The sequence below is a fragment of the Desulfosarcina alkanivorans genome, assembly GCF_009688945.1.
GTDB lineage: Bacteria > Desulfobacterota > Desulfobacteria > Desulfobacterales > Desulfosarcinaceae > Desulfosarcina > Desulfosarcina alkanivorans.
On sequence record NZ_AP021874.1, the window covers coordinates 4293126 to 4316796 of the forward strand.

Here is a 23671-nt window from a genome sequence, read left to right on the forward strand (position 1 = left end):
GCCAAAGGGCAACGGGTTCGTCAATACCAGTCAACGGGTTGTTTTTTGCAACTTTTCAAGCTTTTTCAAACGTTTTTTCAATTCATAAAGTTCCTGGGCCATCTCGTCCATATCGGTCTTTTTAGCGACCGGCAGCAGGCTCAGGGCATCCTCAATGGCTGCATCCCGGGCAGCCGCAAAATCAGCCAGGGAGTTGACCGTGCGCGTCAGCGTATCCACATATTCCGGGGTTTGAAAAAGGGTCATGAAATGCCCCTCCAACACTTTGACCCACATGTTGTAGTACATTTTTGGATCATCAGGAAGTTCGTCGGATTCGGCCATCTCATTTATTTTTTCCTGCATGACCTGCACCGTGCGGGTGAAGGGCATGCCGAGCAAACTCAAAAACTCGGACAGTGTGGACTGATACAGGTTGTACTTATCGGCCACCTGGCTGGCCTTTTCCTGATAGGTGCGCATCAGGCCCAGTTGCGGGATCTGGAAAAATTGGCGGAACTCTTTTTCGTAAATATCGGCCCAGATCCGGTTGATGTTTTCATCAATATCCTGAAATTGATATGCTTTAACCGATTCCCCCATCCGGCCAAGACGCTCGAACATATTCTTTTGCAGCTCGACCAGACTGCTCATGGTACTCTGGGCAAGGCCAAGCAGCACCTCCGGGACGGCACCGCTGCCTTTGAACAGTGCGGTCATGGACTCCGGTGTCGCCATGGCATCGGCCGACTTCTGCCAATTTTTAAACGCCGCCGCCATGGCTTCCTGGGTTTTCGATGGCGCCGGCTGCGGTTCCGTCTGAGCCGCAGCCGGTTTTCCGTCCAAGGAACCCCAAAAAGTGTTCATGGATTTCATCCAGGAGGAAAACATCGATGTCATTCCAAAAGGGTCTTCTGTTTTTTCTGACATGAACGGTATTCTTATTTTTGGGTGAACATTTACTCAATCGCTTGTTTAGACGTCCTGCGACCGCTTGAATCGGCCGGCTTGACGCGCGCCGCCTTGGGCTTGGATTTCCTGGCAGGCGCCGCCGCGGCTGTTGGTTTGGGCTTCCCCTTTCTTGACGGTGCCGGTCTGGATGGTGTCCGACCGGCAGGCTCGCCTGCTTTCGGGGATGGTTTGCGAATCCGTGTTGGCTTGCCAGCCGCTTTTTTTGCCGACGGTGAGGCGGCTTGCATGGATGCTGCCGGAAGCGGCTTGGAGGCCCGGGCAGATCGCTGCCGGGCATCATCCAGAGCGGCGTCCAGATCCATATGATAACGCACCGGACCGCGATAGTCGCCATCGCCGAAGCGCGTATGCAGGGCGCATGCAGATTGCGGAGAAGACCAGGAGGTGGCGATGGCCACATGCCCCTTGGGAAAAGGGGCGACCTCGGCATCGATAAAGTCCAGCGGGGCCAGGGCGGTTTCTTTTTCCACCAGATCGTCATGAATGCCGTAGCAGATCAGCCAGGGAATCTTTTTTTCCTTGAGCCGTTTCAGATTCAACTTTCTGCCGAACAGACGCACCGGCAGGATGCCGTCTGCATCGATGGGCGTGTTGTAGGAAGCAAAGCTGATGCGCGTCATTTCCAATGGCAGATCGTATCGTTCGTTCTGCAGCCAATAGTTCAGTGCGGCCGCGGTTTTGCTGATCTGGCGATCCCCGTTTTTCTCGCGGGCAAACATCATCAAATCCCGATAAAAAGCCGCCGCGGGGATCTCCTGCTCGATGCTTTTGAGTTTATACACCCACCCCATGAGTTGGCCGTCGGCCACCTGGTTGCCGTTGGGCAGGGTTTTGGTGCCATAGGCCAGATCGTTGAAGCGTTGGGGCAGCCGCGCCAGAAAGCGGGCCAACCCTTTGCTGCGGGTGCCGTCCATGGGGGACACGCAGGTAATGAAAGCGTCCACCAAGCCGTCCAGTTCCCCGCTGAGAAGGTTGCACAGGGCATTATACCCACCCTGGCAATACCCGTTCAGCGTCACCAACTTGCCATGGGTATTTTTGATGGTCTCGCAAAAGCGGCGGGTATCGTTGGCATCGTCATCCCCATCCATGGTTTGCAGGGCCGGATGTGCATCGATCACCTTGAGGATACGGATATAGGTGGGAAAACCCTGGTTGGCAAAACAGTGGGCATAACTGCGCTGTTCACCGGGCAGAAACCCCAGAATATTTGCTCCGAGCACATAAGGCGGTATGATGAGAATCGGTTTGGCGCCTGCACGCGTTTCTGCATTGGGGATCGAGGGAGCCACCCGATAGAGGTAAAAACGGTCGGTTTCATCCGCCAAAACATGCTCACCACGCTCGAAATGGAAACCGTATTCGGGGGCGATGGCATCAATGGCCTTCGGGTAGACGTTGGCCACCAGGTCCAGCAATTCGGCCTGCCGGGAAGTGAATTGAGCCAGTTTGGCCGGATTGCCTTTCAAAATTGCCTCTTGCAGGGCTTCGACCAGACCATCGGCTTCGTTGCGGGAGAATGTCTCCATCAAAGCGGCGCTGCCTTCGAGACTGCGCGTCATCAATTCGATGTTGTTCTCCAGCAGACCGAGGTAGGCGTCCAAACTTTCCGCCGGTGGCCGTTCCAGCAAACGCAGGGATTCGACCCGCTGGAAATACTGGGTCGCAAGCAGATAGGGGACATAGAAACTGGCGGTATACCGCGAGATTCCGTTTAGGCCGGATTGAATGGCGCCAAACAGGTTTTGCAAAACAGAAAGCCCATCATAAAACGGATCATCCTTGGCGGTGGCGTGATTACGGGCGGGGTCTGATTCCGGCATATTGTTCTCCTTCTGGCCGCCCTATGGGGAGGCCGGTTCGGATGACCAACTGGCGTCTTTGCCGATGCCAACTGCTGGTGTTGTCGGCATGGGGTTCCCCCCATGCATGCGATCATCTCTTCCGTATCGAACACATATCGAAGCGATTCCAGGCTCCCGATTGCGGGGCGGGAGTACAGTAACATAATCACTCCATCGCGATTGTCATAATGCGATGCAACATTAAATCGAACCGGGATACGCCGATGCCGGCCATCGGCCGGCAGCTCGGTTTCGAGCGTTATGGATCAGCAGGCGATCGTACGCGTTCCCTTGCCAAGTATCCCAGGGGGATCCCTTTAGGAAGGCCATTGGGCACGGGAAGGCGACAACGGTGAGCATGGAAAACGGATACGATCGGGGGGTCGCCCTGTCAATAGAAAAATTTTGCGGCGCACAAAAAAAAGCCGGCCCAAGTGTGATGCGCCGTACCCGCGATGACGGATCGCGGGTACGGGTAACCAGGGGGCACCTGTCAACTGATGCTGGTGTCTCTCCGTCGCAGGCTTTCACGGCGATCCATCCATCCGACCATCTCGATATAGCAATACCCCTCGCATGACTTTTTGCGTCGATCTTCCTGGCGCCGCTCGCTTTCCAAGGCGGCCCGGGCACCATTTGTGCGCACGTGTTGTTCCTCCCGCTGATCGTCCATTTCACACCCCTTGCGCAGAAAGGCTTCCGGTGATCCAGCTCGTTGCCGGCAACCCTTTGTTAATGCCGATCGACGGCCATCTATCCTCCCGGAGAACACTGCCTATCTGCAGCCGAATTGGCCGCCTAAAGCGACCTTGATAACAACTGCGCCACCGGCCGAAAGACGGTTAAACCGCAGGTTCAGATGGAGTTCGCTCATTGCAGGAGCGGGGCGACAGGGCGGATTCACAGGAAAGACAGAAAACGGATTGTACCGCAAATCGGTCAGCGCAGAACGATATTCTTTTATTTTAGCGCTGCGGGGTTTGCCACGCAAGCACAAATTTCCGGATCTGTATGGATTCGATCGTCGGGCGCCGAGGCCTCCCGATCGCCCCGTCTTTTATGTTGCAATGCAAAATTTTTGCTTGACATCTTTTCCTGCGCGTATAGATTACTATATTATAGCATGTGTTCGAATATAATGCGCAGCACAAACTAACCAACTTATTGTCAGGGTCAGGAGGGAAGTCAGATGGATGCCATGAAGGTCAACCAACAGATGCTTGCTTTTCAAAAAGAGTCTTTTGCCGCTTTTCAGAACCTCTGGGAACTCACCCAAAACCAAGCCTCGGACTCGGTCAGCCAGATGATGGATCAGTCTCCATGGATGCCCGAGAAAGGCCGCCAGGCCATGGAAAAATGGCTCACGTTAATGAACCGGGAGCGCAAACGTTACACGGCTTATGTCGAACGGGGTTTTGCCATTTACGACCAAATGTTCTCCCCACCCAAGGCCGCGACAGCACCCAAGACAAAAACCAAAAGAACCGCCACCGCCGAATAAGGAGGGCCGCATGGAAATGAACAATTTCGTCAACCAAATGATCAAATTCAATCAGTCGCTTTTCGACAGCACCTTTGAAACCAGCGTACAATTTCAGGATCAGGTCGAGAAGGCTGCCAACACCATGATGGACCAGGCCGAATGGCTGCCCGGCGAAGGGCGTAAAATTTACGACACCGCCGTGGAGGCCTACAAGGCGGGTCGCAGCAATTTCAAAACCTACATCGATGATGGCTTTCAACAGGCCGGTAATCTTTTCAAATAGATCAATCGCATAGTCCCTGTTCGCTCTGTGCCCGATCCCGCCGATGATCGCGACGAATCCGCTGCAGCCAATTCTTGATCCGCATTGTCGCCCGGGGGACGGCTTCGTTCCCCGGGACGATTCTTGTTTTATCTTTATCTAACCGCGCATCTTTGGGTGTTAATCGGGCTTACACCCCAAAAGGTCGGCAATAGCAGCATGCGCCTTCATCATCTTGACATCGGCGGATGTTGTTCCGATCAACAAATCCGCGGCAATGGCCAGGGCTTTTTTGCGATCGGCCTTATCGGGAAGCATGCGGGTCAAGGACGAGCGTGCACCTCCCCGGTCACAAGTCACGATACAGGACTGCCGCCAGATCATCTCGCGCAAGGCGCCCCCCTCAAGCGCCTTCAGCCGGTCGTCCTGATCGGCAAGGCTCTTATACGCCGTCAGGTTTTGCCGGCAGGTGACGCAATCGTCACCCGCTAAAAGAACCATGATACGCACCACCGCCTCGGGGAAACCGCCCTTGTCAATACGGTCCAGCCATTGCGGCCGGCATTCGGTCGGCGTCGCCCTGCTCTCCAGGTATCCGTCCGGTGACATGGCGCGAACCCACGGATTATCGAAAACCGCAAAAAACCATGATTCCAGGATCCCGTCCCGAAAATCGCGATACAGGTTCAGGCCGCGGGAGATGGCATCGGAAACCAGCGTTTCCATGGCAAGAAAGGGATTGTCCGGAGAGACCGGTTGTCGCTGGGCCTTCACGCCTCTGGCCGCCTGCTTTAGCGGCGCCATCCACGGGTTCAAATCGGAGAGGCCGTAACGGGAGATGCGCAGCGGATGCAGCTGGCGCAGTGCCTCTGCATTGGCTTCGTTCACCCAGGCCTTCACCCATGGCCGTGCCAACATGCGGTAGGCGCTGTCGTTGAAACGGGACAGGGCGTCTGCCGGCATGAAGGCCGCCTCATCCTCATTGCCGTCGTCCAGGGCCATGATGTCACCCATCTCCCTGGGCTCGAACCGCACCTGCCGGAGGCCGTCTGCGTCTTCATCGGAAATGATCATTTCATAAAGCCCCGGAGCGAGGTAGCCGATCAGGTCGATGCTGGCAATGATCTCCCGATGCTCCTTTCTCGATACCCCCGCGGAGACAAAAATGCCCAGGTGCCCGATGGTGTCGTGGAGCATGTAAACGATGGTCTGCCCGCGCCGACAGACTTCTTCCACACTGCCCCACCGGGCCGGGATCCAGTTCAAGGCCTGTTGAGGCGGGGTGATGTTGTCGCCATGGGAGGCAAAAACTACGATAGGGCCTTTGAGCGACATCAGGTCTACCGGTTGGGCATTCATCATCAGCCGCCCCTGCTGGGCGCGGTTGCCCACGAACAACTGGTCCACAATGAAGTGGATCTCTTCGGCAGTCAGCATGAAGAATCCACCCCACCAGCGCTCGAAATCCAGGTAGCGATCCGCCTCGGTGTCCACGCGGGACCACAAATAGTAGTGCTTGTCCCAGATCGTGTTGGCCGGGTTGAGATCTTCGAAACCGGCCACCAGGTGAGCGCCGTCGAACATGCCGTTGCCCAGGTCCCCCCACAGTGAAGCCTGCCATACGCCACCCGTCAGGCCCCCTTTGTAGCGCATGGGATTTTTCCCTTTCACCCCGGCCCAATAGGAGAGCGGTGCGCCGTTCAACACGATGGGGCCGGTGATGTCGGGCCTTACGGCCCCCAAAAGCGCGGAAGCCCAACCGGCCTGGCAGTTGCCGATAATGGCTGGATTGCCCGCCTGGGGATGACGATCGCGCACCGCCTCAACGAAACGGGCCATGGCCTGTTGGACGCGGTCCAATGTCTGCCCGGCAACGGGCCAGGTGTTGAAAAGGATCACATACACCGGGAAGCCCTGGTCCAGGGCCATGCCGATCTCCGAATCACGTTTGGAACCCCCGATTCCGGGGCCGTGGCCGGCCCGGGGATCAATGATGACAAAGGGACGCCTGGAGGCATCGGGGCTTTCTTGGAGCAACGCCTTGTGCCGTTTCTCTTCGAAATCGGCAGAATGAGAACCGGGCGGCGACCGCCTGTCCTTGATCTGGGCCAGGTAGTAGTTGGTCGGCGGGTCCATGTGGCGGCCATCCAGCAGGATTTCGTAGTCAAAGGTTAAAACCGGCGGCTGGCCCCGCCGCAAATGGTCGAGATACTGATTGCCCCTGCGCCGGAGGATGTCGGCAAACAGGACCGACCGCTGGAAAAAATCCCTTGTGTATTCAAACGCATGGGCCTGCCAGGAAATGGGCGTCGCGGGCATTTGGATCAAATTCGTATTCATCATGGCACCTCGGATCTGTTTGACAAACGGAAGAAGGACTGAGCAACGCGGCAGCAAACGCACATCGGCGGATAAAGCCGGATGGCTATGCACCGGATTCATTTTCGTCACTGGTGTCCTGCGCGTCCCGATCCTTCCGCTCTTTTTGGGCGGCGGGCGCACCGGACAAGCCGAACATTTCCATCATGGCGTTGACGGGAGCACCGCCGGGCATCATCTCCGGCATGCGCCGGGACATATCCAGCCCCATATCCAGCCATTGGCCGAACTGTTCGTCAAAAGCCTTCTTGGTCTGCAGGTAGTTTTGGATGGTTTTTTGAAAGTATTTGTCGAAAAACTCCCCCAGAGCATTGTCGCCATAGCGGATGATCAGATGCAAAACCGGAACCGGCAACAGACTATTTTTGCGCTTGGCCACCTCCAAGACAATCTGGGTAAGAATGAAGGCGGTCACATCCTCTTTGGTGCCGGCGTCCTGAATCTGCACCTCTTCACCCGAGCGGATCATCCCGGCCACATCTTCCAGGGTGACATAGCAGCTCTTGCGGGTGTCGTATAAGCGTCGGTTGCTGTATTTTTTTAATATCAAAGGGTTAGACATGGTTGCTTTCTGCCTCCTCTTTCGGCTCGGTTGCACCATCGTTTTTTTGCTACACTGCAAAAAAACAAATGACCGCCATCGTCGATTACGGCCTACGTTGTAATATATGCAATATCGGCAAAGATACAACCTGAATTAACAGTTTTTGTGCATCGCACCATTTTTCCATTGACATTGTCCACCGGGGACCTATATTGAATTCACGAAAAAAGAAACCCACGAATTCACAAACCACAAATAGGGAGTACAATCATGGATCAAAAACAAATTTTCAGACAGATGGTCGACTTCAACAAGGGCGCTTTCAACAATGCATTCAACGCCATGGTCATGGTCCAGGACCAGACCGAAACCCTGGCCAATTCGATGCTGAACCAGGCCACCTGGATGCCCGAAGAAGGCCGCAAAGCGATCAAGGAGTGGGTGGAGGCCTTTAAAAAGGGGCGCGAAACCTACAAGCAGAGCGTGGATGAGGCCTTCAAGAAAGTGGAGGAGTTCGTTTAACTGAATCCAACAAGGATGGCACCATGACTGGCAGAACCTTCGATCAGCTTACCGTCGGAGATGCGGACCGGTTCACGAAAACCGTGACCGATGCCGACGTCTACCTGTTTGCCGGCGTCACCGGAGACCTCAACCCCGCGCACGTCGATGAAACTTACGCGCAAGGTACATTTTTCAAAACACGCATCGCCCACGGCATGCTGTCTGCCGGGTTTATCTCCGCGGTGATCGGTATGCGCCTGCCGGGTCCGGGGACGGTGTACATGCGGCAGGAGCTGAATTTTGTGGCACCGGTACGCATCGGGGATACGGTTACCGCAACGGTGGAGGTCATCGAAAAGCTGGGAGAGAAAAAACGGGTGCGCCTGAAAACCACCTGCGTGAATCAGGACGGAACCACGGTCCTGGAGGGAGAGGCCCTGGTGAGCCCTCCCCGGCCACCGAAGACCGCCTGATCGCCGGCTTGTCCACACAGGCGTGTCACACGGACATGCAAGAAATCGCGATTCACAAGGCGCCGCACAAGAGCCGGGACAGCGAGCCTCAGCCGGCGAGCGGAAAAAATCGTCGCCTCCGTAAATGGTCCATCATGCGCCATCCCGGGAATGCCGCAATCGCGGGTGCCGCAGGCAGCGTACACATGCTGGCCCACGGCAACGAGGGATGAGGCGTAACGCCGATATCGGATTTTGCCGGCGCCTTCTTACTTGGATTCGGGCCGCCAGCACCAGTTCTCGTAGTAATCCCACCCGACCATGGAGTTGAGTTGTTTGAGCTCCTCATCCTTTTCCTGGATGGATGCCTTCATGACATCCCCGCCGGAAATCATGCCGATGGTCTCGCCGTTCTTTTCGATGAGCAGGTGTCGCACGCGCAGCCCCAGGAACTTGTCCATGAGATTGTAGACGGTATCGGTGTGCGCGGCAAAGATCAGACTTCTGGTCATCACCTCCTCGATGCGGGTGGTCGCGGGATCGAAGGCCTCATCGAGGATGTTTCGCATGAGGTCCCGCTCCGTCCAGATACCGGTCGGCTTGCCGTCACGGGTAACCAGAATGGCCCCCACCTTGCGCGCATTCATCTTTGTCAGCGCCTCCAGGACAGCGGTTCCCTCCGGTACACAGAGAATATCACTTCCCTTCTCCTCGAGCATGTCGTTGGCTGTCTTCATCTTTCACCGCCTTTTTCGAAGGGGTTGCATACAACCGCTGAAGCCGGTGCCTGACCGTTGTCTCCGGATTCTGGATCAAGGAAGGCCCAACCCGACTGGCGGCGTGATCGTTTGAAAATAAGATAGCCTTCCGGCCCCGGGCTGTCAACGATACCCAAGCTGTGTGTTGACACCGGCCGACCCTCCCCATTATAGTTCTGCACAGTTCGGTGCCGGCCGACATCCATACGGCACCCCGACCCTCCACACGAGCGGCGCAGCCATGCAGCGGACTCCCAAAACCCTTTTTTCCGGCATCCAGCATCTTTTCCGGCGGCGATCCCCGGGCGATGTCCAACTGGGCCAGGTATTGGTGGATCGAGGCATGCTTACCGAAGAAGAGCTGGCCGCCGCCCTGGCCGCCCAGCGCCAGCGGCTGATCGAAACCGGCCAGGCCGTTCGCCTGGGGCACATGATTACCGAGCTGGGACTGGCCTCCGAGGCTGCGGTTGTCGATGCCATCAATGAAAATTTCAGGATCTCCGTCGCCTCCCTGTCGGACAACATCCGGGAACTCATCCTTCACCAGCGCGGCCCGCTGGCCGAACGTCTGCCCGCCCCGGCCATTCCCATCTGGCTCAAGCTGTGCATCGGCGCACTGCTCATCGTCACCGTCACCATCTTCTCTTTCAGTTATTTTATCATCAACCGGCAGAAGGCCCAGCTTTTCGACCAGACGGTGACCGTTGGGACGGTAAGCCTCAACTATTTCGCCAACAACGCGCGCATTCCGCTTATCGACGACGATATCCTGAGCCTCAACACCCTGATCAAGGAGGCCACCGGAACCGAAGGACTGCGCTATGCCGTGGTTGCCAACACCCGGGGGGTGATCCGGGCGCACACCGATGTGGATCGGATCGGCACCCCACTGGCCGCCCCCACCCCGGCAGCACCGCCGGTATCCCGGGGAAACCTCTCTTATTTTTCTTACACGGCCGATTCGGGCGAGCAGATACTGGACCTGACCCGGGAAGTGGTCTTTCAGGACAAAATCCTGGGGACGGTCCACGTGGGCGTCTCGCTGGATTTTATCGAGCAACTGGTGGACCGGGAAAAAGGATCGATCCTGGTGATGACACTGGTCATGCTGATTGTCGGCCTGGCCATCGCCGTCTTCCTGGGCGTCCGCTTTTCCCGGCCCATTTCTCAACTGGTCGCCGCCACCGAAGCCATCGGGAAAGGGGATTACCGCTATCGGGTGGAACTCGACCGCCAGGACGAGCTGGGCAACCTGGCCACCGCCTTCAACCAGATGGGCGAAGAGCTTTTCCGGCACACGCTGACCCGCCAGTCGTTCGGCAAATATGTGGGCGAGGAGGTGCTGGAAATGATTCTCGCCGATCCGGAGAAAACATGGCTCAAGGGGCACAAAAATGATGCCACGATTCTCTTTGCCGACATCCGTGGTTTTACCGCCTATGCCGAAGAGCGGGAACCCGAAGCGGTAGTGGAGATGCTCAACACCTATTTCGACCTCGCCACCCGCGCCATCCTCGATTACGGGGGCTACGTGGATAAATTTATCGGCGACTGTGTGCTGGGGGTGTTCGGGGTGCCGGTGTTCAGAAAGGATCACGTGGAGCGCACGGTGCGGGCCGCCGTGGATCTCATGGATCGATTGCGCCATCAGAGCATCCATGGTAATCCATTGCTGGCATCGGTGGGCGTCGGCATCCACACCGGCCCCATCGTTTCAGGCAACCTTGGATCCCAGGCAAAAATGGAATACACCGTTATCGGCGACACGGTGAACCTGGCCTCCCGGCTCAGCGGGCTGGCCGCCCCCGGTGAAGTGCTGGTGACGGACACCGTTTTCGACCGCCTGCGCGGCCTGGTCGGCGTGGAGCCGGCCGGCACCCGCACCATCAAGGGCAAGACGGCACCCGTGGAGACCTTTCGCGTGACGTCCATCAAACAGAGGGCCCATGTCAAATCAGCCGAATAATCCGTCCGGGAATCCGCGACGGCAGGCAGCGGGTGCCATAGCACGCACCCTATTGCAGGTGACGGCCTGCCTGCTGACCCTTGCAACCGGCCTGCCGCCCTCCTCCCTTCATGCCGAAACGACCGGGGAGCCCCCGGCCCCGGACCGGCCCCTCCTGGTCAGGCCCCGCCAGGGAGACACCCCGGCCAGCATCGCCCGGCGCTATCTGAACGATGCCGCCAGAGGCTGGATGATCGAAGAATACAACGACAGTGACACCCTGTCCGGGGGCGGGGCGGTCATCGCCCCCGTGGCCCCGTTCCGACTCGGCGGCCTGACGCCCGACGGCTACCAGACGGTTCCGGTTTTGGCCTATACGGATGTCGGCGACACCCCGAACAACGGCCGGCAGGTGTCCCGGTCGGCATTCGGGCGTCAGATGAACTGGTTGAAAACCGAAGGGTTCACGGCCATCACACCGGGTCAGCTGGTCAATTTCATGGAATTTACCGACCAGCTGCCCCGCCGGTCGGTGTTGATCACCTTCGACACGGCCTCCCGGCGCCTTTACGAGATCGGCATTCCCATACTCAATGAACACGGCTTTACGGCAACGGTTTTCCTGGCCACCAGTGAAGTGGGGGCAAAGGGCGCCATGAGCTGGGAGCAGGTAAAACAGCTGGCGGACAAGGGGTTCACCATCGCATGCCGGGGCCGAAGCGGGCGATCATTGACCCGCAGGCCCCAGGGGCAGTCATTCGCAGCCTATTTCAAATCGGTGGAAACGGAACTGCGCCTGGCACGCGAGGCGATCGAAGCCCGCCTGGGCACCCCCTGCCGCTTCCTGGCCTATCCCCACGGCCGCACCAGCCGCCTGGTCTCCGCCATGGCCGCCAAGATCGGATTTTCGGCAGCCTTCAGCCGGCAACCGGGGGACAACCCCTTTTTTTCCGATCGGTTTGGCATCCATCGAACCGTCATCGACAGCCGGACCAGCCCGGAGCAGTTCGGGAAAAAACTTACCACCCTCATCAAGGCGGATCTCAACTGATGCGGCGATGGCTGCCAACCATCGCCTTAACGGCCACCGTGCTTCTCTGCGGCTGCGCCGGCACACTGAATTCGGTGTCGGATTATTTGCGTGCCGGCCCCTGGTGGTCGGCGGCACAAGCCGGCAATATCCGTGGGCGGGCCCGCAACCTGGAAGCGCAGGGTGAACTGGCCATGGCACTGGATCATTGGCGTCTGGTCCGTCGGATATCAATGGATCGGACAGAAGCCGGCCGCGAAATCACCCGCCTGGAAGAAAAAATTGCGCGGGCGGTAAACGCCCATTATCAAAAGGGCCTGGCGAGTCTGAAAGCGAAGCGGCCCACGGCGGCCCGCAACCATTTTCTGGCGGCGCTCCGCCTGGACCCCGACTTCCAACCGGCCCTGAAACAGATCAGGGCCCGCTATTCTCCCTTTCCCATTGCCGTTCATCTGTCGGCACCCGGCGACCGGCCCGCCACCGTGGCCCAAAAAGTCTTCGGCGATGGGGAAAAAGCCTTTGTCGTGGCCTGGTTCAACGATCTTCCGGAAGACGCGGCCCTGCCGCCCGGGACCCTGCTGATTCTGCCCAAACTGGGCAAGCTCCCCGCCAAAAAGGTCCGCAAAAAAAAGCCCTCCAGCCGACTGGCCGAAGCCGGCACACGGCTGGCCGAAAATGACCTCGATGGTGCGCTGGCCCTGGCCAGAAAGGCGAACCCGTCCGATCCCGGCGTCCAGGCCCTGATCCACACCATCCATCTGAAAAAAGCCCGGACCCAGATCGAATCCGGACGCCTCGATGAGGCCCGGCAATCCCTGTCTGCGGTTCCGGACGGATTCACGGGCAAGGCCGACGCCCGGGAAAAACTGGAGGCCGCCCGCCAGGGAATGCAGGCCACCCTCGACCTGGCTGCCGCCCGCAATCATTTTGATCAGGGGCGCTATCAGGAGAGCCTCGACCTGGCCGAAGGCGTGCTGGCCAGCGCACCGGGCAACGACAAGGCCCGCGAACTGGCTGCCGAAGCGCGCTACCGGCTGGCCCTGGACCACTTCGACCACAGGCGTTTTTTCAAGGCACGGGAAGTGCTGGCCCGGACCGATGAGGGTCACGAGGCCGGCATGGCCTTGAAGGAAACGGTCCACACCCGATTGCGTGCCCTGGCCCAGATTCACTACCGCAATGGCGTCAAAGATTTCATCAACGAAGATCTCCAGTCAGCCATCGCCGAATGGGAGATGGCCCTGGCCTGCGACCCGGACCACGCCAAAGCCCGGGAAAACATCGACAACGCCCGCCGGCTGCTCGACAAGATCGAGACCCTGCCCTGACAAACGGTCAAAACTCCGACCGCGCCATCACGTTGGGCATTACCTTCATCAGTGTATCTGTTTCAGAACCCATACTGATCGCCAATGCGGCGCAACCACTCCTCCTGGCGTTCATAATCAGGTGCGGCGCGCTTCAACCTGTCGTAAGAAGCCGGGCTGTGGTTGTGCCCGTGAAGATGCACCAGTTCATGCAAAATCAAATAATCGATCCGCTCGGGAGGGAGAAGAATCAACCGCCAGTGGAAGAGGAGTTTTCCTTTGCTGGCACATGATCCCCAGCGGAACCCCAGGTCACGAATCTCAATGGATTCTGGCTCAATTCCCACACGCTCCTGCAGCAGCCGAAGCCGCCGGGGAACCCATTCAGTGGCAGGAGGTCATGCTCGACGATTCGGCGGTCAAGATATCGGGATAACACAGCAGGAGTTTTTCCTGTCTGACCATTTTTGAAAGATAGTGGTTTTTCAAGGTTTCGATACTGCGCTTTAAAATCTGGGAAAGCTCACTTTCATTTTATGGCTACCTGCCAAGCCAAAGTTTCAACAAAATGGTTTCCGTGTGACCGTATCTGTCACACGCTGTGGCTATAATGTCCTATACGTCAACAAAGAAGGCCACCATGACCGGCAGGTCGCCGAGGAGAAAGCATCCCTGAAAAAAGAACGTCAGCGGGAAAAGGAGGAGTACGAGTATATCTTTACCCGTGAGAAAGAGCAGCGTAAGAATGCCCTGGAAGACGAACTGCATGCCCTTGCAAAAGAGATAGCCGACAAACGCGGCGACTTCGACCACAGCGTTCAGGAGCGAACCGCAGCCCTCGATCTCCGTGAGGAAGCGGTTGCCGCCCGCGAAAAAGATATTGATGCTCTGCGAAAAGAGGTGGATGGGTTTCCCAAACGACTGGAAACGGCCGTTCAGTCCGCGTTGGCGGACGCCACCAAGCAGCTGACCCGGGATTTTGAAAGTGAAAAGGCCCTTATGCAGGCACGCTTTGACGGTGAAAAGAATGTGCTGACCGGGAAAATCGAGGCCCTGGAAAAGATGGTGGGGTCCCAGGAAGCCCAGATCCGGGATCTTTCCAAAAAGAGCGAACAGGCCTATGAGAAAGTCCAGGACATCGCCAACAAGGCCGTCAGCGCCTCCCGCCGGGAAAGCTATGCACCGCCGTCGTCACGCAGCGGGATTCCCGTTCGCGACGAGGACCAGGGGTGACGAACCGGTAAGAAGCTTTTTGATGCCACCTGTGGCAAACATTCCAAAGAAAGTGGTGGATTCGATAGGGGTCGGGAAGGGCCGTCGCCCTCCCCGCCCTCCGAACCGTGCGTGCGGTTCTCCCGCACACGGCTCTCCAGTCGGTGGTTTCAACATCGTGATTGGCTTGCCAGTGCATGGGCTTCGGTCATGGTGAAAAGCCCACGCTCAGCAAAGAAAGCATTCGGCCAGCGGGTATGGTCTTTACGGCATTGACCCATTCCAGGACGCTTCTGCTGTTTCCGTAGCACCGATCGAAGCCGACGACGGATAAATCCATCGACCGATTTGAACTCATTGGAATTCGCATGTTTGAAATAACCAAACCACCCACGCAGCATCGGGTTCAGGTCCTCAATAATGTGTTTGAGGCTGTTTCCTCGCGTGCGCCGGGTCTTGGTCCGAATGCGATCCCGCAAGGCGTTCAAACTTTTGCGGCGGACCCATCGTCTTCCAGCCTCGAACCGATATCCCAGAAACTCGAAGCCTTGCCCCGGTACCGTGCAATCCCCCACGTGGGTTTTGTCCGGATGCAAGGTCAGACCGTTTGCCGCTACCCAGGCGTTTATAACGGCCAGCGCCGATTGAGCCGTCTCCGGGCTCGGGCACATCACGACAAAGTCATCGGCATAACGCACCATGCGGTACCCTTTGGACCGCATCAGACGGTCCAGCGGATGCAGGTACAGGTTCGCCAACAGCGGGCTGATAACCGCACCTTGCGGCGTGCCACCAATCGGCGTCCATCGCTTGAGCTCGCTGATGATATCCTGTTTGAGATACCCGTGAATCAGGTCGAGAACCCGCCCGTCGCTGATGCGCGTTTCCACCAGCGCCATCAACCGGTCATGGGCAATGGTGTCGAAGTAGCTCGCCAGGTCCGCATCCACGACATGGGTGCAGCCATTCTTAATCAGGCGGTCCACCTCTCGAAGGGCGCTCTTGCAACCGCGCCCCGGTCGGAAGCCAAAGCTCGTCTCCTCGAATTCCTTTTCGAAAATCGGTTCTATCACCAACTTCAACGCCGTCTGCACGATGCGGTCCTTGACCACCGGAATTCCCAGTGGGCGGGTCTTACCCGGTCCCTTGGGAATCTCCACGCGCTTGACCGGCTGGGGGCGATAGGTTCCCGATTTCAACGACTCCGACAATTCCTCAAGGTAAGCCGACGCCTTGTACCCAAACCGTTCGATACTCTGGCCGTCCACACCTGCCGACCCCTTGTTTGCGGCGACCTTCTGCCACGCGATTTCAAGGGTTCGCTGACGGGCAACCTTGTCGATCAGGCTGAACCATGTGCCTCCTTTGACGCCGTTTTCCAGCGCCGCCAACATGCGCTCTGTCCAGATCGAGGCTTCCACCCAACTTCGGGTTTCTGTGCCTTGTTTAGTCCCGCCGCGACGGGACACTGGCGACACGTAGCTTGTGCATTGCCTGTTACTGGATTTCACACATCCACCTTCCTGCCTCCCTTCCCTCGGCACGGGTTTGCTCTCCGCGCTTCTCACGACAGTCGCCGCTGCAGTACTATGAAGGCTCTGACTCCTGTCCACATCACCCCACAGACAGGTCTCCCCGCTTTACCCACGACGCCTTCCGACCATTCCATCTCCAACCACCTGACGTCCCCCTGTCCCAGCTTTAACACGCTACCCCTTAGCTCGGCAGGTCCCCTTTCTTCGGGTAGAGGCTTCGCCATTCTCCAAGCAGGCTCGCCGGCAACGCCCGGCCGAATCGAGTTCGTCATCCTACGGACTGGTCGTTCACCTCCGGTTGCTTCCCACCCCGCCTCACGGCGACGCAGTTACCTTCGGTTACAGGCCCGGAGAGCGATAGGCCTGAAGAGAACTTGCACCTCTTTGACATCGTGCGCTCACGGGCGCACTTGGAGCGGCGTCCTCGCCGCGACTGTCCAGATTGCATCGCGGCTGGAAGCCGCTCCAACGAAAAAATAGCCCCCGGCAGCTGCCACTTCCTTTTTCAACACTCCCCCGCCAGGTCGGCAATAACCCCACGCACCCAATCCCGCAGCTGCTCCGGCGTCATCCCGGCGCAGACCGAAAAGGGGATCGGCGGGCCAATCGCGACCTGAACCGGTTTGGGGTTCAGGTGAAAGGCGCCCTTGGCATTGTATTCGAACAATCCGCTGATGGCGAAGGGCAGGATATCGGCCCCCGCCTGGCGGGCCAGGTGAAAGGGCCCTTTCTTGAATTCCCCCATCCGGCCGGTAAGGGTGCGGTGCCCCTCGGGCAGGATAATTAGGGAAATTCCCTCCCGCAGGCGCTGTCGGGCGATATCGAGGCTCTCTTTGGCTTTTTCCAGGTTCCGGCGATGGATGGGGATGCACCCCCAGCGGGCTATCAGGCTGCCCCACAGGGGGATGGAAAAGTGATAGGCCGCCTCCACAGCCGTATAGACGCCCGGAAGGGCCGCCGGAATCACGAACAGATCGAACAGGCTCTGGTGATTTCCCATGATCAGGTAGGTTTTCGTCCGGTCCAGGTGTTCGAGACCGGTCACATTCAGCCGGATTCCCATGAGCCGCGTCTGGATGGAAAAGAGAAACCGGGCCAGGGCAAAGACCCGTTCCCGGGAAAGCATGAACAGGCCCACGGATAGAATCACGAAGGTAAAGGCAAAAAAGGCCGTACCCGCGGTCCACAGCATCGTCGAACGCACCATTTTCATGAGAAGTACCTGACCCATTGGGGATGAATGGCAACCCGCGTCGGTGTCGACCCGAAAAGTTCACCATCGGGCAGCAGGGGTTTGGGTGGATCGGTTCGCACCGAAGCCGTTCGGGCACGATAAAACCGGACCGCCGGATGCTGCCCGTGGGTGCCGCTGAATATTTTGGGGAAGGTTGCCATCAATGCCCCCCGGCTAATGGGCCCCGCGACCACCACATCGAACCATCCATCGTCAATCTTCGCATGCGGTGCCATAAGCATTTTACCCCCTGTGTATCGGGAATTGCAGAATTCTACGAAACAATTGTCCCCGTTGATTCGCCGGCCGTCGATCTCCAGTTCCATATGGTGAAACCGCAAATTCAGCATCCGGTGGAACACCCCCATTACATAACTGAAGTCGCCGACCCGTTTCAAATGGTGGGCCGTCTGGGCCACATCGGTCACAAATCCGAATCCGGCAAGATTGACGAAATACCAGGGCTGTCCTCCCCGGTCAAAGCTGCAGACATCCACCGGCCGCGTCCGTCCCCGGATCAATGCCCGGAGGCCGTCTTTCGTGGTGCGGATGTTCAGATCGCGGGCAAAGGAGTTGCCGCTGCCCACGGGGATGATGCCCAGGGGCGGCAACCGGTCCGGATCATGGTATTTCAAGAGGCCGTTGAGCAAATGGAAGTTGGTTCCGTCGCCGCCTATGGACACGATGCCATCGTAATTCGCGGGTGTCAGCCGCCTGGCAATATCCAAGGCATGGGCATGCTGCTGGGTGATGAAAATACGGTAGTCCAGCCCGTATAGGCGCAACCGTTTCTCCACCTGGGGGATGACTCGGGCTCCCTTGCGGCCTCCGGCGCTTGGGTTGGCGATCAGTGCGAGGGTCATGGAGGGTATCGGAAAATCCTTTCCAAATCAGTTCCAAAGCGACGGCGCGTCGGGTCTGTCGGCCTTGTGAAAACAGCGGCGAAGGTCATCCCTGATCGGCGTCTGACGGATAATTGGGAAACACACAGGGATCCATCGATGGTACAGACACAATTCCTATTGCACAAATTTAATATATTATCAATATATTATAGGCGTTTAATAACGATTCATAAAAAATATACTTGACATATATTTGAAATACACACAGAAATAGGTCACATATCCGCTAACCATCATCGAACCGGTGCCCCATGCCCCTGCCTGGCAGTTATACGTCGACAAACCTCAAAAAGTCCGCGGGAAGCGGTCGGCAGTCCCTGGCCGCCAATGCATACCAAACCCTGTACCGCCATATCATCAGCCTGGCCTACGAGCCGGGGCAGCGGCTGGAAGAGAACCAGTTGGTGGAGCAGCTGGGCATCGGCCGGACACCTGTCCGGGAAGCCCTTTTGCGCCTGGCCGCCGATCTGCTGGTCGAATCCTCCCCCGGCAAGGGCTACACGGTGCGCCCCATCACGATCCAGAACACCAAGGCCGCATTCGATGCCCTGTTGATCATGGAACTGGGGGTGGCCCACCTGGCGGTCAGGCAGGATACGGCCCGTTTTCTGACGATGATGGAAGCGGCCAACGACGACGTGGCAGGGGCGATGAAAAACATGGACATCCTGGAATTGGTGGAAGCCAACGGGGTCTTCCACAGTCACTATGCCGCCTGTTCCCGAAACCTGTACCTAATGCAGGCGCTCCAGAAAGTGAGATGCGAGACCAACCGCCTGGCCTACCTGTCCTATGGTAACGAAATCGAACTGCAGCGGTCGCTGAAGGAGCACTACACCTCCGTGGTCGAGCAGCATCAACAGATCATCGAACTGATCCGGGACCGGGACGAAAGCGGTCTCAAAGCGGTCATCCAGGCGCATATCCGGATCTTTAAAAACCGGATGATTCAATACCTGATCGACTCGTAAAAAAACGCAATTTCGACGGATTCGTTAAAACGCCCGGATCAAGGTTTGCGGGCCGCCAAACCGAGCTTGTGCGAGCGAACAGCAAATCGGCCTTCATCCTTACGGCAAACATTCATGTTCCATCCCGAGAAATGGGCTTGCTCACAGTACGGCGCAGTGACGAGGGGTGAAGCGTAACGCAGACCTCGGCGTTTTTACGAATCCGTCAAGATCTGGCCGACCGAGCCGGGACAGTTCGCATACCACCGGTTGTATCCATGGTGCCAGCCGCCGGGCTGGGCCACCACCGTGTTCGAATAACCCGCCAGCGTTAAAGGAGGAAGAAAAATGAAAAGAGCCCTGTTAATCCTGTTCTGTGTCGTTCTCGCCGTTTTTGTTGTCTCCGATGGTTTTGCCAAAACCAAGTGGGACATGCACCTGAATTACCCGGCCGGCAATTTCCACTCCCAGGGAGCCCAGCGCTTTGCCGACAGGGTGGCGGAGGCCACCGGCAGTGAACTCACCATCGTACTGCACCCCGGCGCGGCCCTGGGCTTCAAGGGGCCCGAGCTGCTGCGCGCCGTGGCCGAAGGCCAGCTGGCTGTGGCCGAAGTCCCCACCGGCATGGTCGAAGGCGACGCCCCGGTGCTGGCCCTGACCGCCCAGCCGTTCATCTCCACCAATGCCTTCGAGCAGCGCCTGCTCTACCAGCTGTCCAAGCCCACCTACGCCAAGGTGCTCAAAAAATTCAACCAGTTCACCCTCTACACCTCGGTATGGCCCTTTTCCGGCATCTACACCCAGCGGGCCATCGGTTCCGCCGCCGATCTCAAGGGCTTGAAAATGCGCGTGTATGACGGAACCGGCCTGGCATTCGGCAAGGCCACCGGCATTGCCGCCCGCAAAATGCCCTTCTCCGAGGTCTACCCGGCCATGAAGGCGGGCCTGCTGGATTCCATGTACACCTCGTCCGTCTCGGGTGTGGATGCCAAATCCTGGGAGGTCCTCAAGTATTTCACCCCGATCAACATTGTGGGGCCGGTGAACATGGTCAACGTCAACCAGGCCGCATGGGACAGGCTCCCCGCGGATATTCAGGCAAAAGTGCTGGAAATTGCCGCCGACATGGAAGATGAGATGTGGAACCTGGCCGGCGACATGGATCGCAAAAGCCGGGCCACCCTCGTTGAAAACGGCATGCGCGTATCACCGGTCAGCCAGGCATTCCGCAAGGAGATGGACGCCATCGGCAACCAGCTGCGCGGTGAATGGGCTAAAAAAGCCGGCGCGGACGCCCAGGCGATATTGGACCAGTATGCCCGGATCACCGGCAAATGAAGTGATCTTCCAGAGATAGCATCTTGCAGCCCGGGCCGGCGTACTTACGTTGGCGCAATCCTCGATGAAGCGCTGCTACGCCTGTGGTTGTGCCAACGCTGCGGTCCCGACCTGAACCACAAGCACCCATTTCTGGAAAATTACGTGTCAGCATCATTGGTTATGCAATATGTCCGGGGTTGAAAACGCAATGAACCGAATCGTAGGCCTTACCGAAACGCTCAGCGACTGGATGGCCGGCATTTCCGCCGTCATGCTGGCCCTGATGACCCTGTTGATCCTCGTTGAGATCCTGCTTTGGAACACGTTGAGCAAGACCACGTTAATTGCCGATGAATACAGCGCCTACGGCCTGGCGGCCATCATTTTCATGGGGGCCGGCTACTGCCTGAAGGAAAAGGGTCACATCCGCATCACCCTGATCCTGAGTTTGTTGCCCCGGCGACTGGCCGCAACGATCACCTTCGCGGCCACGGCTGTCACCACCGCATTCATGGGCTACCTGTGGTGGTACCTGTTCAAGATGGTCCAGTCCACCATCCGCTACGGGTCCACCTCCGGCACGCTGACCCAGACACCCTTGTGGATTCCCCAGACCCTCATGCTGGCCGGTGCGGCCTGCTTTCTGATCCAGCTGGCCGGCACCACCGTGAAAACCTTTGCGGCCATCGGGACCGGAGAGGAGGTGGTCTGATGGAAGCCGGTATGGCCAGCATGTCCCTCGTCGTTTTCGGCGTCCTGTTTCTCGCCCTGGGTGCCGGCATCTGGGTGGGTTTTTCCCTGTTTATCGTCGGCTTCGTGGGCATGACCCTGTTTTCCGGCCTGCCCGCGGGAAACAACATGGCCTCGTCGGTGTGGGCCACCATCGAAAAATGGGAGTACGTGGCCCTGCCCATGTTCATTCTCATGGGCGAGATCCTCTACCGGTCGGGCATCTCCGAACGGCTGTTCCGGGCCCTGGTGCCCTGGCTGTACCGGCTGCCCGGTGGACTGCTGCTGATGAACATCATCTCGTGCACCCTATTTGCCGCCGTTTCCGGCTCCAGCGCCGCCACCACGGCCACCGTGGGCCGCATCACCCTGGCCGAGCTGCAGAAACTGGGCTACGACCGCTCCATCGCCCAGGGCTCCCTGGCCGGCGCCGGCACCCTGGGATTTCTGATCCCACCGTCGCTGATCATGATCGTCTACGCCATCCTGGCCGAAGTTTCCATCGGCAAGATGTTCATGGCCGGCATCCTGCCGGGGGTCCTGCTTTCCGGGATTTACGCTTCCTACATCATCTACCGGGGCATCCGTAACCCGGAGATCGCCCCGCGGATGCAGGCCACCTATTCGTGGATGGAGCGCATCCGGGCGTTAAAGGATCTGGCCCCCACGCTTATCCTCATTCTGATGGTGCTGGGCAGCATCTACGCGGGCGTTGCCACGCCAACCGAAGCGGCCGCACTGGGTGTCCTGGGCGCCACCATCTTCGCCTTTCTCAACCGCCAGATGAACATCCAGATCCTGTTCGACTGCCTGGTGGGGGCCGTGAAAACCAACGCCATGATCATGCTGATCGTGGTGGGTGCGGGTTTTCTTTCCCGGGTGATGGGTTTTCTGGGCATTCCGGCGGCCATCACCCAGGCCATCACCGGAATGGACCTGTCGCCCTATACCCTGATGGTACTGCTGGGCCTGGTCTACGTGGTGCTGGGCTGCCTGCTGGATGGCTTTTCCATCGTGGTGATGACCCTGCCCATCGCCCTGCCCATGGTGGTCGCCGCCGGATTCGATCCCATCTGGTTCGGCATCTACCTGATCCTGATGGTGGAGGTCAGCCAGATTACCCCGCCCGTGGGGTTCAACCTCTTCGTCATCCAGGGCCTCACCGGCGATCCCATCACACGCATCGCCCGCCACGCCCTGCCGTTCTTTTTTCTCATGTTGCTGACCACGGCCATCATCACCCTGTTTCCGGAGATCGCCCTCTATCTTCCCCGGTTGATGACTGCCAAATAGTGCCTGCCTGGAAGTGAACATTTCGGGCAGCAGAACCGGTTTCGGACGGACACTGAACAGGAGCGACCCATGAAAGCGATCAACCTCGAGCGATTATCCTGGAAAGCGGTGGCGGCCTACCTGGCCTCGGACAGCCGCATCATTCTGCCCGTGGGCAGCACCGAGCAACACGGCCGGTTTGCCCCGCTGGGGACGGACACCTATGTGGCCACGGCCGTTGCCGAAGGGGCGGCACAGACGACCGGCGTCCTGGTGGCACCGCCCCTGTGGTTCGGCTGGAGCCCCCACCACCTTGTCAAGCCGGGCACCATCTCCATCCGCGCAGAGATCCTCGTCGAGGTGCTCAGCGATGCCATCGGGTCGCTGGCCGAACATGGTTTTAAAAACTTCGTGGTGGTCAACGGCCACCGCATCGTCAACATCCCCTGGATGCAGATCGCTGCCGAGCGGGTCCAGCGCACATTAGGGGTCAAGGTGGTGCTGTTCGATCCCGCCTACATGTCCAAGGAGGTGGCCGGCACACTGGGGTTCGGACCCATCGGCCATGGGGAAGAGATCGAAATTTCGCACATGTGCCACTGCCACCCTGACCTGGTTCGCCTGGACGAAGCCGCGGACAACCCTCATTCGGAAACACCCCTCTACCACCTGGACCCGCAGGATCCCCGGGACACCCTGTGCTACGTCCCGGCCACACGGGAAGGTCTGCAGCAAACGTTCGAGCACACCGGCGACACCATTACCGGCTGTCCCAGCAAGGCCACAGCCGAAAAGGGCAGGGCCTACCATGATCATCTGGTTGGCCGCCTGGTCCAGGTGCTGGAGATGCTGAAAGGGGATTAGGCGTTATTAACCCGCGAAAACGATTTTCCCTGAGTCTTTGGAGTCTTTTGTAACCCAACAGCCCGGAATTAAGGAGTCAGGAGCCTGAATCCAGTAGAAAAGCGGCGGTTAAATCGATCATTCTTATCCGACAGCGACAACGCCGAAGGCGAATCCTTCTTCTGGATTCTTTTTCCATTTATCCGATTTTA

Annotated in this window: 22 protein-coding genes and 1 pseudogene; 13 read left to right on the plus strand and 10 right to left on the minus strand. The window is 58.2% G+C overall.

The genetic code is table 11. The features are described 5' to 3' along the window. Positions 1 to 30 precede the first annotated feature (30 nt). From DSCA_RS18750 to DSCA_RS18760, 3 genes are all read right to left on the minus strand, one after another. Positions 31 to 909, minus strand: a complete 879-nt coding sequence (locus DSCA_RS18750; RefSeq protein ID WP_155317873.1) for a poly(R)-hydroxyalkanoic acid synthase subunit PhaE — start codon at positions 907 to 909, stop codon at positions 31 to 33. 29 nt (positions 910 to 938) lie between these two features. After that, complete coding sequence (locus DSCA_RS18755) at positions 939 to 2774, minus strand: metal transporter (protein WP_155317874.1); 1836 nt, start codon at positions 2772 to 2774, stop codon at positions 939 to 941. Between the two features lie 514 nt (positions 2775 to 3288). After that, entirely contained in the window at positions 3289 to 3468 is a 180-nt protein-coding gene (locus DSCA_RS18760; RefSeq protein WP_155317875.1) for a hypothetical protein, read from the minus strand. Positions 3469 to 3984: 516 nt separating this feature from the next. On the opposite strand from DSCA_RS18760, the gene DSCA_RS18765 reads away from it, so the two are divergent. Next, the gene (locus DSCA_RS18765; RefSeq protein WP_155317876.1) at positions 3985 to 4296 is read left to right on the plus strand and encodes a hypothetical protein; all 312 of its coding nucleotides are present in this window, start codon (positions 3985 to 3987) and stop codon (positions 4294 to 4296) included. 10 nt (positions 4297 to 4306) lie between these two features. Beyond that, positions 4307 to 4561, plus strand: coding sequence for a hypothetical protein (locus DSCA_RS18770; protein WP_155317877.1), 255 nt, complete (start codon positions 4307 to 4309; stop codon positions 4559 to 4561). A gap of 159 nt (positions 4562 to 4720) precedes the next feature. Here DSCA_RS18770 and DSCA_RS18775 read toward each other — a convergent pair whose 3' ends face one another. Next, positions 4721 to 6883, minus strand: a complete 2163-nt coding sequence (locus DSCA_RS18775) for a DUF3141 domain-containing protein (protein ID WP_167527861.1) — start codon at positions 6881 to 6883, stop codon at positions 4721 to 4723. Positions 6884 to 6965: 82 nt separating this feature from the next. After that, complete coding sequence (locus tag DSCA_RS18780; RefSeq protein WP_155317879.1) at positions 6966 to 7481, minus strand: polyhydroxyalkanoate synthesis regulator DNA-binding domain-containing protein; 516 nt, start codon at positions 7479 to 7481, stop codon at positions 6966 to 6968. A gap of 252 nt (positions 7482 to 7733) precedes the next feature. Here DSCA_RS18780 and DSCA_RS18785 point away from each other — a divergent pair, with 252 nt between their 5' ends. Next, positions 7734 to 7985 carry a hypothetical protein gene (locus tag DSCA_RS18785; RefSeq protein WP_155317880.1) on the plus strand — a complete coding sequence of 84 codons (252 nt, stop codon included), beginning with the start codon at positions 7734 to 7736 and terminating at the stop codon, positions 7983 to 7985. Positions 7986 to 8008: 23 nt separating this feature from the next. Further along, the gene (locus DSCA_RS18790) at positions 8009 to 8440 is read left to right on the plus strand and encodes a MaoC family dehydratase (protein ID WP_155317881.1); all 432 of its coding nucleotides are present in this window, start codon (positions 8009 to 8011) and stop codon (positions 8438 to 8440) included. A gap of 248 nt (positions 8441 to 8688) precedes the next feature. Here the strand turns inward: DSCA_RS18790 and DSCA_RS18795 are convergent, their stop codons facing one another. Beyond that, positions 8689 to 9156, minus strand: a complete 468-nt coding sequence (locus DSCA_RS18795) for a CBS domain-containing protein (protein WP_155317882.1) — start codon at positions 9154 to 9156, stop codon at positions 8689 to 8691. Between the two features lie 262 nt (positions 9157 to 9418). Here DSCA_RS18795 and DSCA_RS18800 point away from each other — a divergent pair, with 262 nt between their 5' ends. From DSCA_RS18800 to DSCA_RS18810, 3 genes are read left to right on the plus strand one after another with little or no spacing between them, the layout of a single operon-like run. Next, a complete protein-coding gene (locus DSCA_RS18800) occupies positions 9419 to 11143 on the plus strand; it encodes an adenylate/guanylate cyclase domain-containing protein (protein WP_155317883.1) in 1725 nt (574 codons plus the stop codon). Continuing rightward, positions 11124 to 12173, plus strand: a complete 1050-nt coding sequence (locus DSCA_RS18805) for a polysaccharide deacetylase family protein (protein WP_155317884.1) — start codon at positions 11124 to 11126, stop codon at positions 12171 to 12173. The genes DSCA_RS18800 and DSCA_RS18805 overlap by 20 nt, the downstream gene beginning before the upstream one ends. Continuing rightward, a complete protein-coding gene (locus DSCA_RS18810) occupies positions 12173 to 13480 on the plus strand; it encodes a tetratricopeptide repeat protein (protein ID WP_155317885.1) in 1308 nt (435 codons plus the stop codon). The genes DSCA_RS18805 and DSCA_RS18810 overlap by 1 nt, the downstream gene beginning before the upstream one ends. A gap of 62 nt (positions 13481 to 13542) precedes the next feature. Here the strand turns inward: DSCA_RS18810 and DSCA_RS18815 are convergent. After that, positions 13543 to 13839: pseudogene (locus tag DSCA_RS18815) on the minus strand (M48 metallopeptidase family protein); the annotation flags it as partial. 199 nt (positions 13840 to 14038) lie between these two features. Between DSCA_RS18815 and DSCA_RS18820 the strand changes: the two are divergent. After that, on the plus strand, positions 14039 to 14692 hold the full coding sequence (locus DSCA_RS18820; protein WP_155317887.1) for a hypothetical protein: 654 nt from the start codon (positions 14039 to 14041) through the stop codon (positions 14690 to 14692). Positions 14693 to 14841: 149 nt separating this feature from the next. On the opposite strand, the gene ltrA is transcribed toward DSCA_RS18820, so the two are convergent. From ltrA to DSCA_RS18835, 3 genes are all read right to left on the minus strand, one after another. Beyond that, positions 14842 to 16092, minus strand: a complete 1251-nt coding sequence (gene ltrA, locus DSCA_RS18825; protein ID WP_197904613.1) for a group II intron reverse transcriptase/maturase — start codon at positions 16090 to 16092, stop codon at positions 14842 to 14844. 619 nt (positions 16093 to 16711) lie between these two features. After that, the gene (locus DSCA_RS18830; RefSeq protein ID WP_167527862.1) at positions 16712 to 17419 is read right to left on the minus strand and encodes a lysophospholipid acyltransferase family protein; all 708 of its coding nucleotides are present in this window, start codon (positions 17417 to 17419) and stop codon (positions 16712 to 16714) included. Further along, positions 17416 to 18303 carry a diacylglycerol/lipid kinase family protein gene (locus DSCA_RS18835; RefSeq protein WP_155317889.1) on the minus strand — a complete coding sequence of 296 codons (888 nt, stop codon included), beginning with the start codon at positions 18301 to 18303 and terminating at the stop codon, positions 17416 to 17418. The genes DSCA_RS18830 and DSCA_RS18835 overlap by 4 nt, the downstream gene beginning before the upstream one ends. 293 nt (positions 18304 to 18596) lie before the next feature. Between DSCA_RS18835 and DSCA_RS18840 the strand changes: the two genes are divergently transcribed. The 5 genes from DSCA_RS18840 to DSCA_RS18860 all read left to right on the plus strand — a co-directional run bounded on the left by DSCA_RS18840 (position 18597) and on the right by DSCA_RS18860 (position 23480). Next, positions 18597 to 19316, plus strand: a complete 720-nt coding sequence (locus DSCA_RS18840; RefSeq protein WP_155317890.1) for a GntR family transcriptional regulator — start codon at positions 18597 to 18599, stop codon at positions 19314 to 19316. A gap of 327 nt (positions 19317 to 19643) precedes the next feature. Further along, the gene (locus DSCA_RS18845; protein WP_155317891.1) at positions 19644 to 20633 is read left to right on the plus strand and encodes a TRAP transporter substrate-binding protein; all 990 of its coding nucleotides are present in this window, start codon (positions 19644 to 19646) and stop codon (positions 20631 to 20633) included. 190 nt (positions 20634 to 20823) lie between these two features. Further along, positions 20824 to 21327 (plus strand): TRAP transporter small permease subunit, encoded by a 504-nt coding sequence (locus DSCA_RS18850; RefSeq protein WP_167527863.1) that lies wholly within the window; start codon positions 20824 to 20826, stop codon positions 21325 to 21327. After that, complete coding sequence (locus DSCA_RS18855) at positions 21327 to 22637, plus strand: TRAP transporter large permease (RefSeq protein ID WP_155317893.1); 1311 nt, start codon at positions 21327 to 21329, stop codon at positions 22635 to 22637. Before DSCA_RS18850 ends, DSCA_RS18855 begins: the two co-directional genes overlap by 1 nt. Before the next feature lie 69 nt (positions 22638 to 22706). Beyond that, positions 22707 to 23480, plus strand: a complete 774-nt coding sequence (locus DSCA_RS18860; RefSeq protein WP_155317894.1) for a creatininase family protein — start codon at positions 22707 to 22709, stop codon at positions 23478 to 23480. Positions 23481 to 23671: the final 191 nt, after the last annotated feature.

Coding starts and splice junctions, on each gene's coding strand:
- DSCA_RS18750 (WP_155317873.1), bottom strand. CDS start 909: ATGTCAGAAAAAACAGAAGACCCTTTTGGAATGACATCGATGTTTTCC.
- DSCA_RS18755 (WP_155317874.1), bottom strand. CDS start 2,774: ATGCCGGAATCAGACCCCGCCCGTAATCACGCCACCGCCAAGGATGAT.
- DSCA_RS18760 (WP_155317875.1), bottom strand. CDS start 3,468: ATGGACGATCAGCGGGAGGAACAACACGTGCGCACAAATGGTGCCCGG.
- DSCA_RS18765 (WP_155317876.1), top strand. CDS start 3,985: ATGGATGCCATGAAGGTCAACCAACAGATGCTTGCTTTTCAAAAAGAG.
- DSCA_RS18770 (WP_155317877.1), top strand. CDS start 4,307: ATGGAAATGAACAATTTCGTCAACCAAATGATCAAATTCAATCAGTCG.
- DSCA_RS18775 (WP_167527861.1), bottom strand. CDS start 6,883: ATGATGAATACGAATTTGATCCAAATGCCCGCGACGCCCATTTCCTGG.
- DSCA_RS18780 (WP_155317879.1), bottom strand. CDS start 7,481: ATGTCTAACCCTTTGATATTAAAAAAATACAGCAACCGACGCTTATAC.
- DSCA_RS18785 (WP_155317880.1), top strand. CDS start 7,734: ATGGATCAAAAACAAATTTTCAGACAGATGGTCGACTTCAACAAGGGC.
- DSCA_RS18790 (WP_155317881.1), top strand. CDS start 8,009: ATGACTGGCAGAACCTTCGATCAGCTTACCGTCGGAGATGCGGACCGG.
- DSCA_RS18795 (WP_155317882.1), bottom strand. CDS start 9,156: ATGAAGACAGCCAACGACATGCTCGAGGAGAAGGGAAGTGATATTCTC.
- DSCA_RS18800 (WP_155317883.1), top strand. CDS start 9,419: ATGCAGCGGACTCCCAAAACCCTTTTTTCCGGCATCCAGCATCTTTTC.
- DSCA_RS18805 (WP_155317884.1), top strand. CDS start 11,124: ATGTCAAATCAGCCGAATAATCCGTCCGGGAATCCGCGACGGCAGGCA.
- DSCA_RS18810 (WP_155317885.1), top strand. CDS start 12,173: ATGCGGCGATGGCTGCCAACCATCGCCTTAACGGCCACCGTGCTTCTC.
- DSCA_RS18830 (WP_167527862.1), bottom strand. CDS start 17,419: ATGAAAATGGTGCGTTCGACGATGCTGTGGACCGCGGGTACGGCCTTT.
- DSCA_RS18835 (WP_155317889.1), bottom strand. CDS start 18,303: ATGACCCTCGCACTGATCGCCAACCCAAGCGCCGGAGGCCGCAAGGGA.
- DSCA_RS18840 (WP_155317890.1), top strand. CDS start 18,597: ATGCCCCTGCCTGGCAGTTATACGTCGACAAACCTCAAAAAGTCCGCG.
- DSCA_RS18845 (WP_155317891.1), top strand. CDS start 19,644: ATGAAAAGAGCCCTGTTAATCCTGTTCTGTGTCGTTCTCGCCGTTTTT.
- DSCA_RS18850 (WP_167527863.1), top strand. CDS start 20,824: ATGAACCGAATCGTAGGCCTTACCGAAACGCTCAGCGACTGGATGGCC.
- DSCA_RS18855 (WP_155317893.1), top strand. CDS start 21,327: ATGGAAGCCGGTATGGCCAGCATGTCCCTCGTCGTTTTCGGCGTCCTG.
- DSCA_RS18860 (WP_155317894.1), top strand. CDS start 22,707: ATGAAAGCGATCAACCTCGAGCGATTATCCTGGAAAGCGGTGGCGGCC.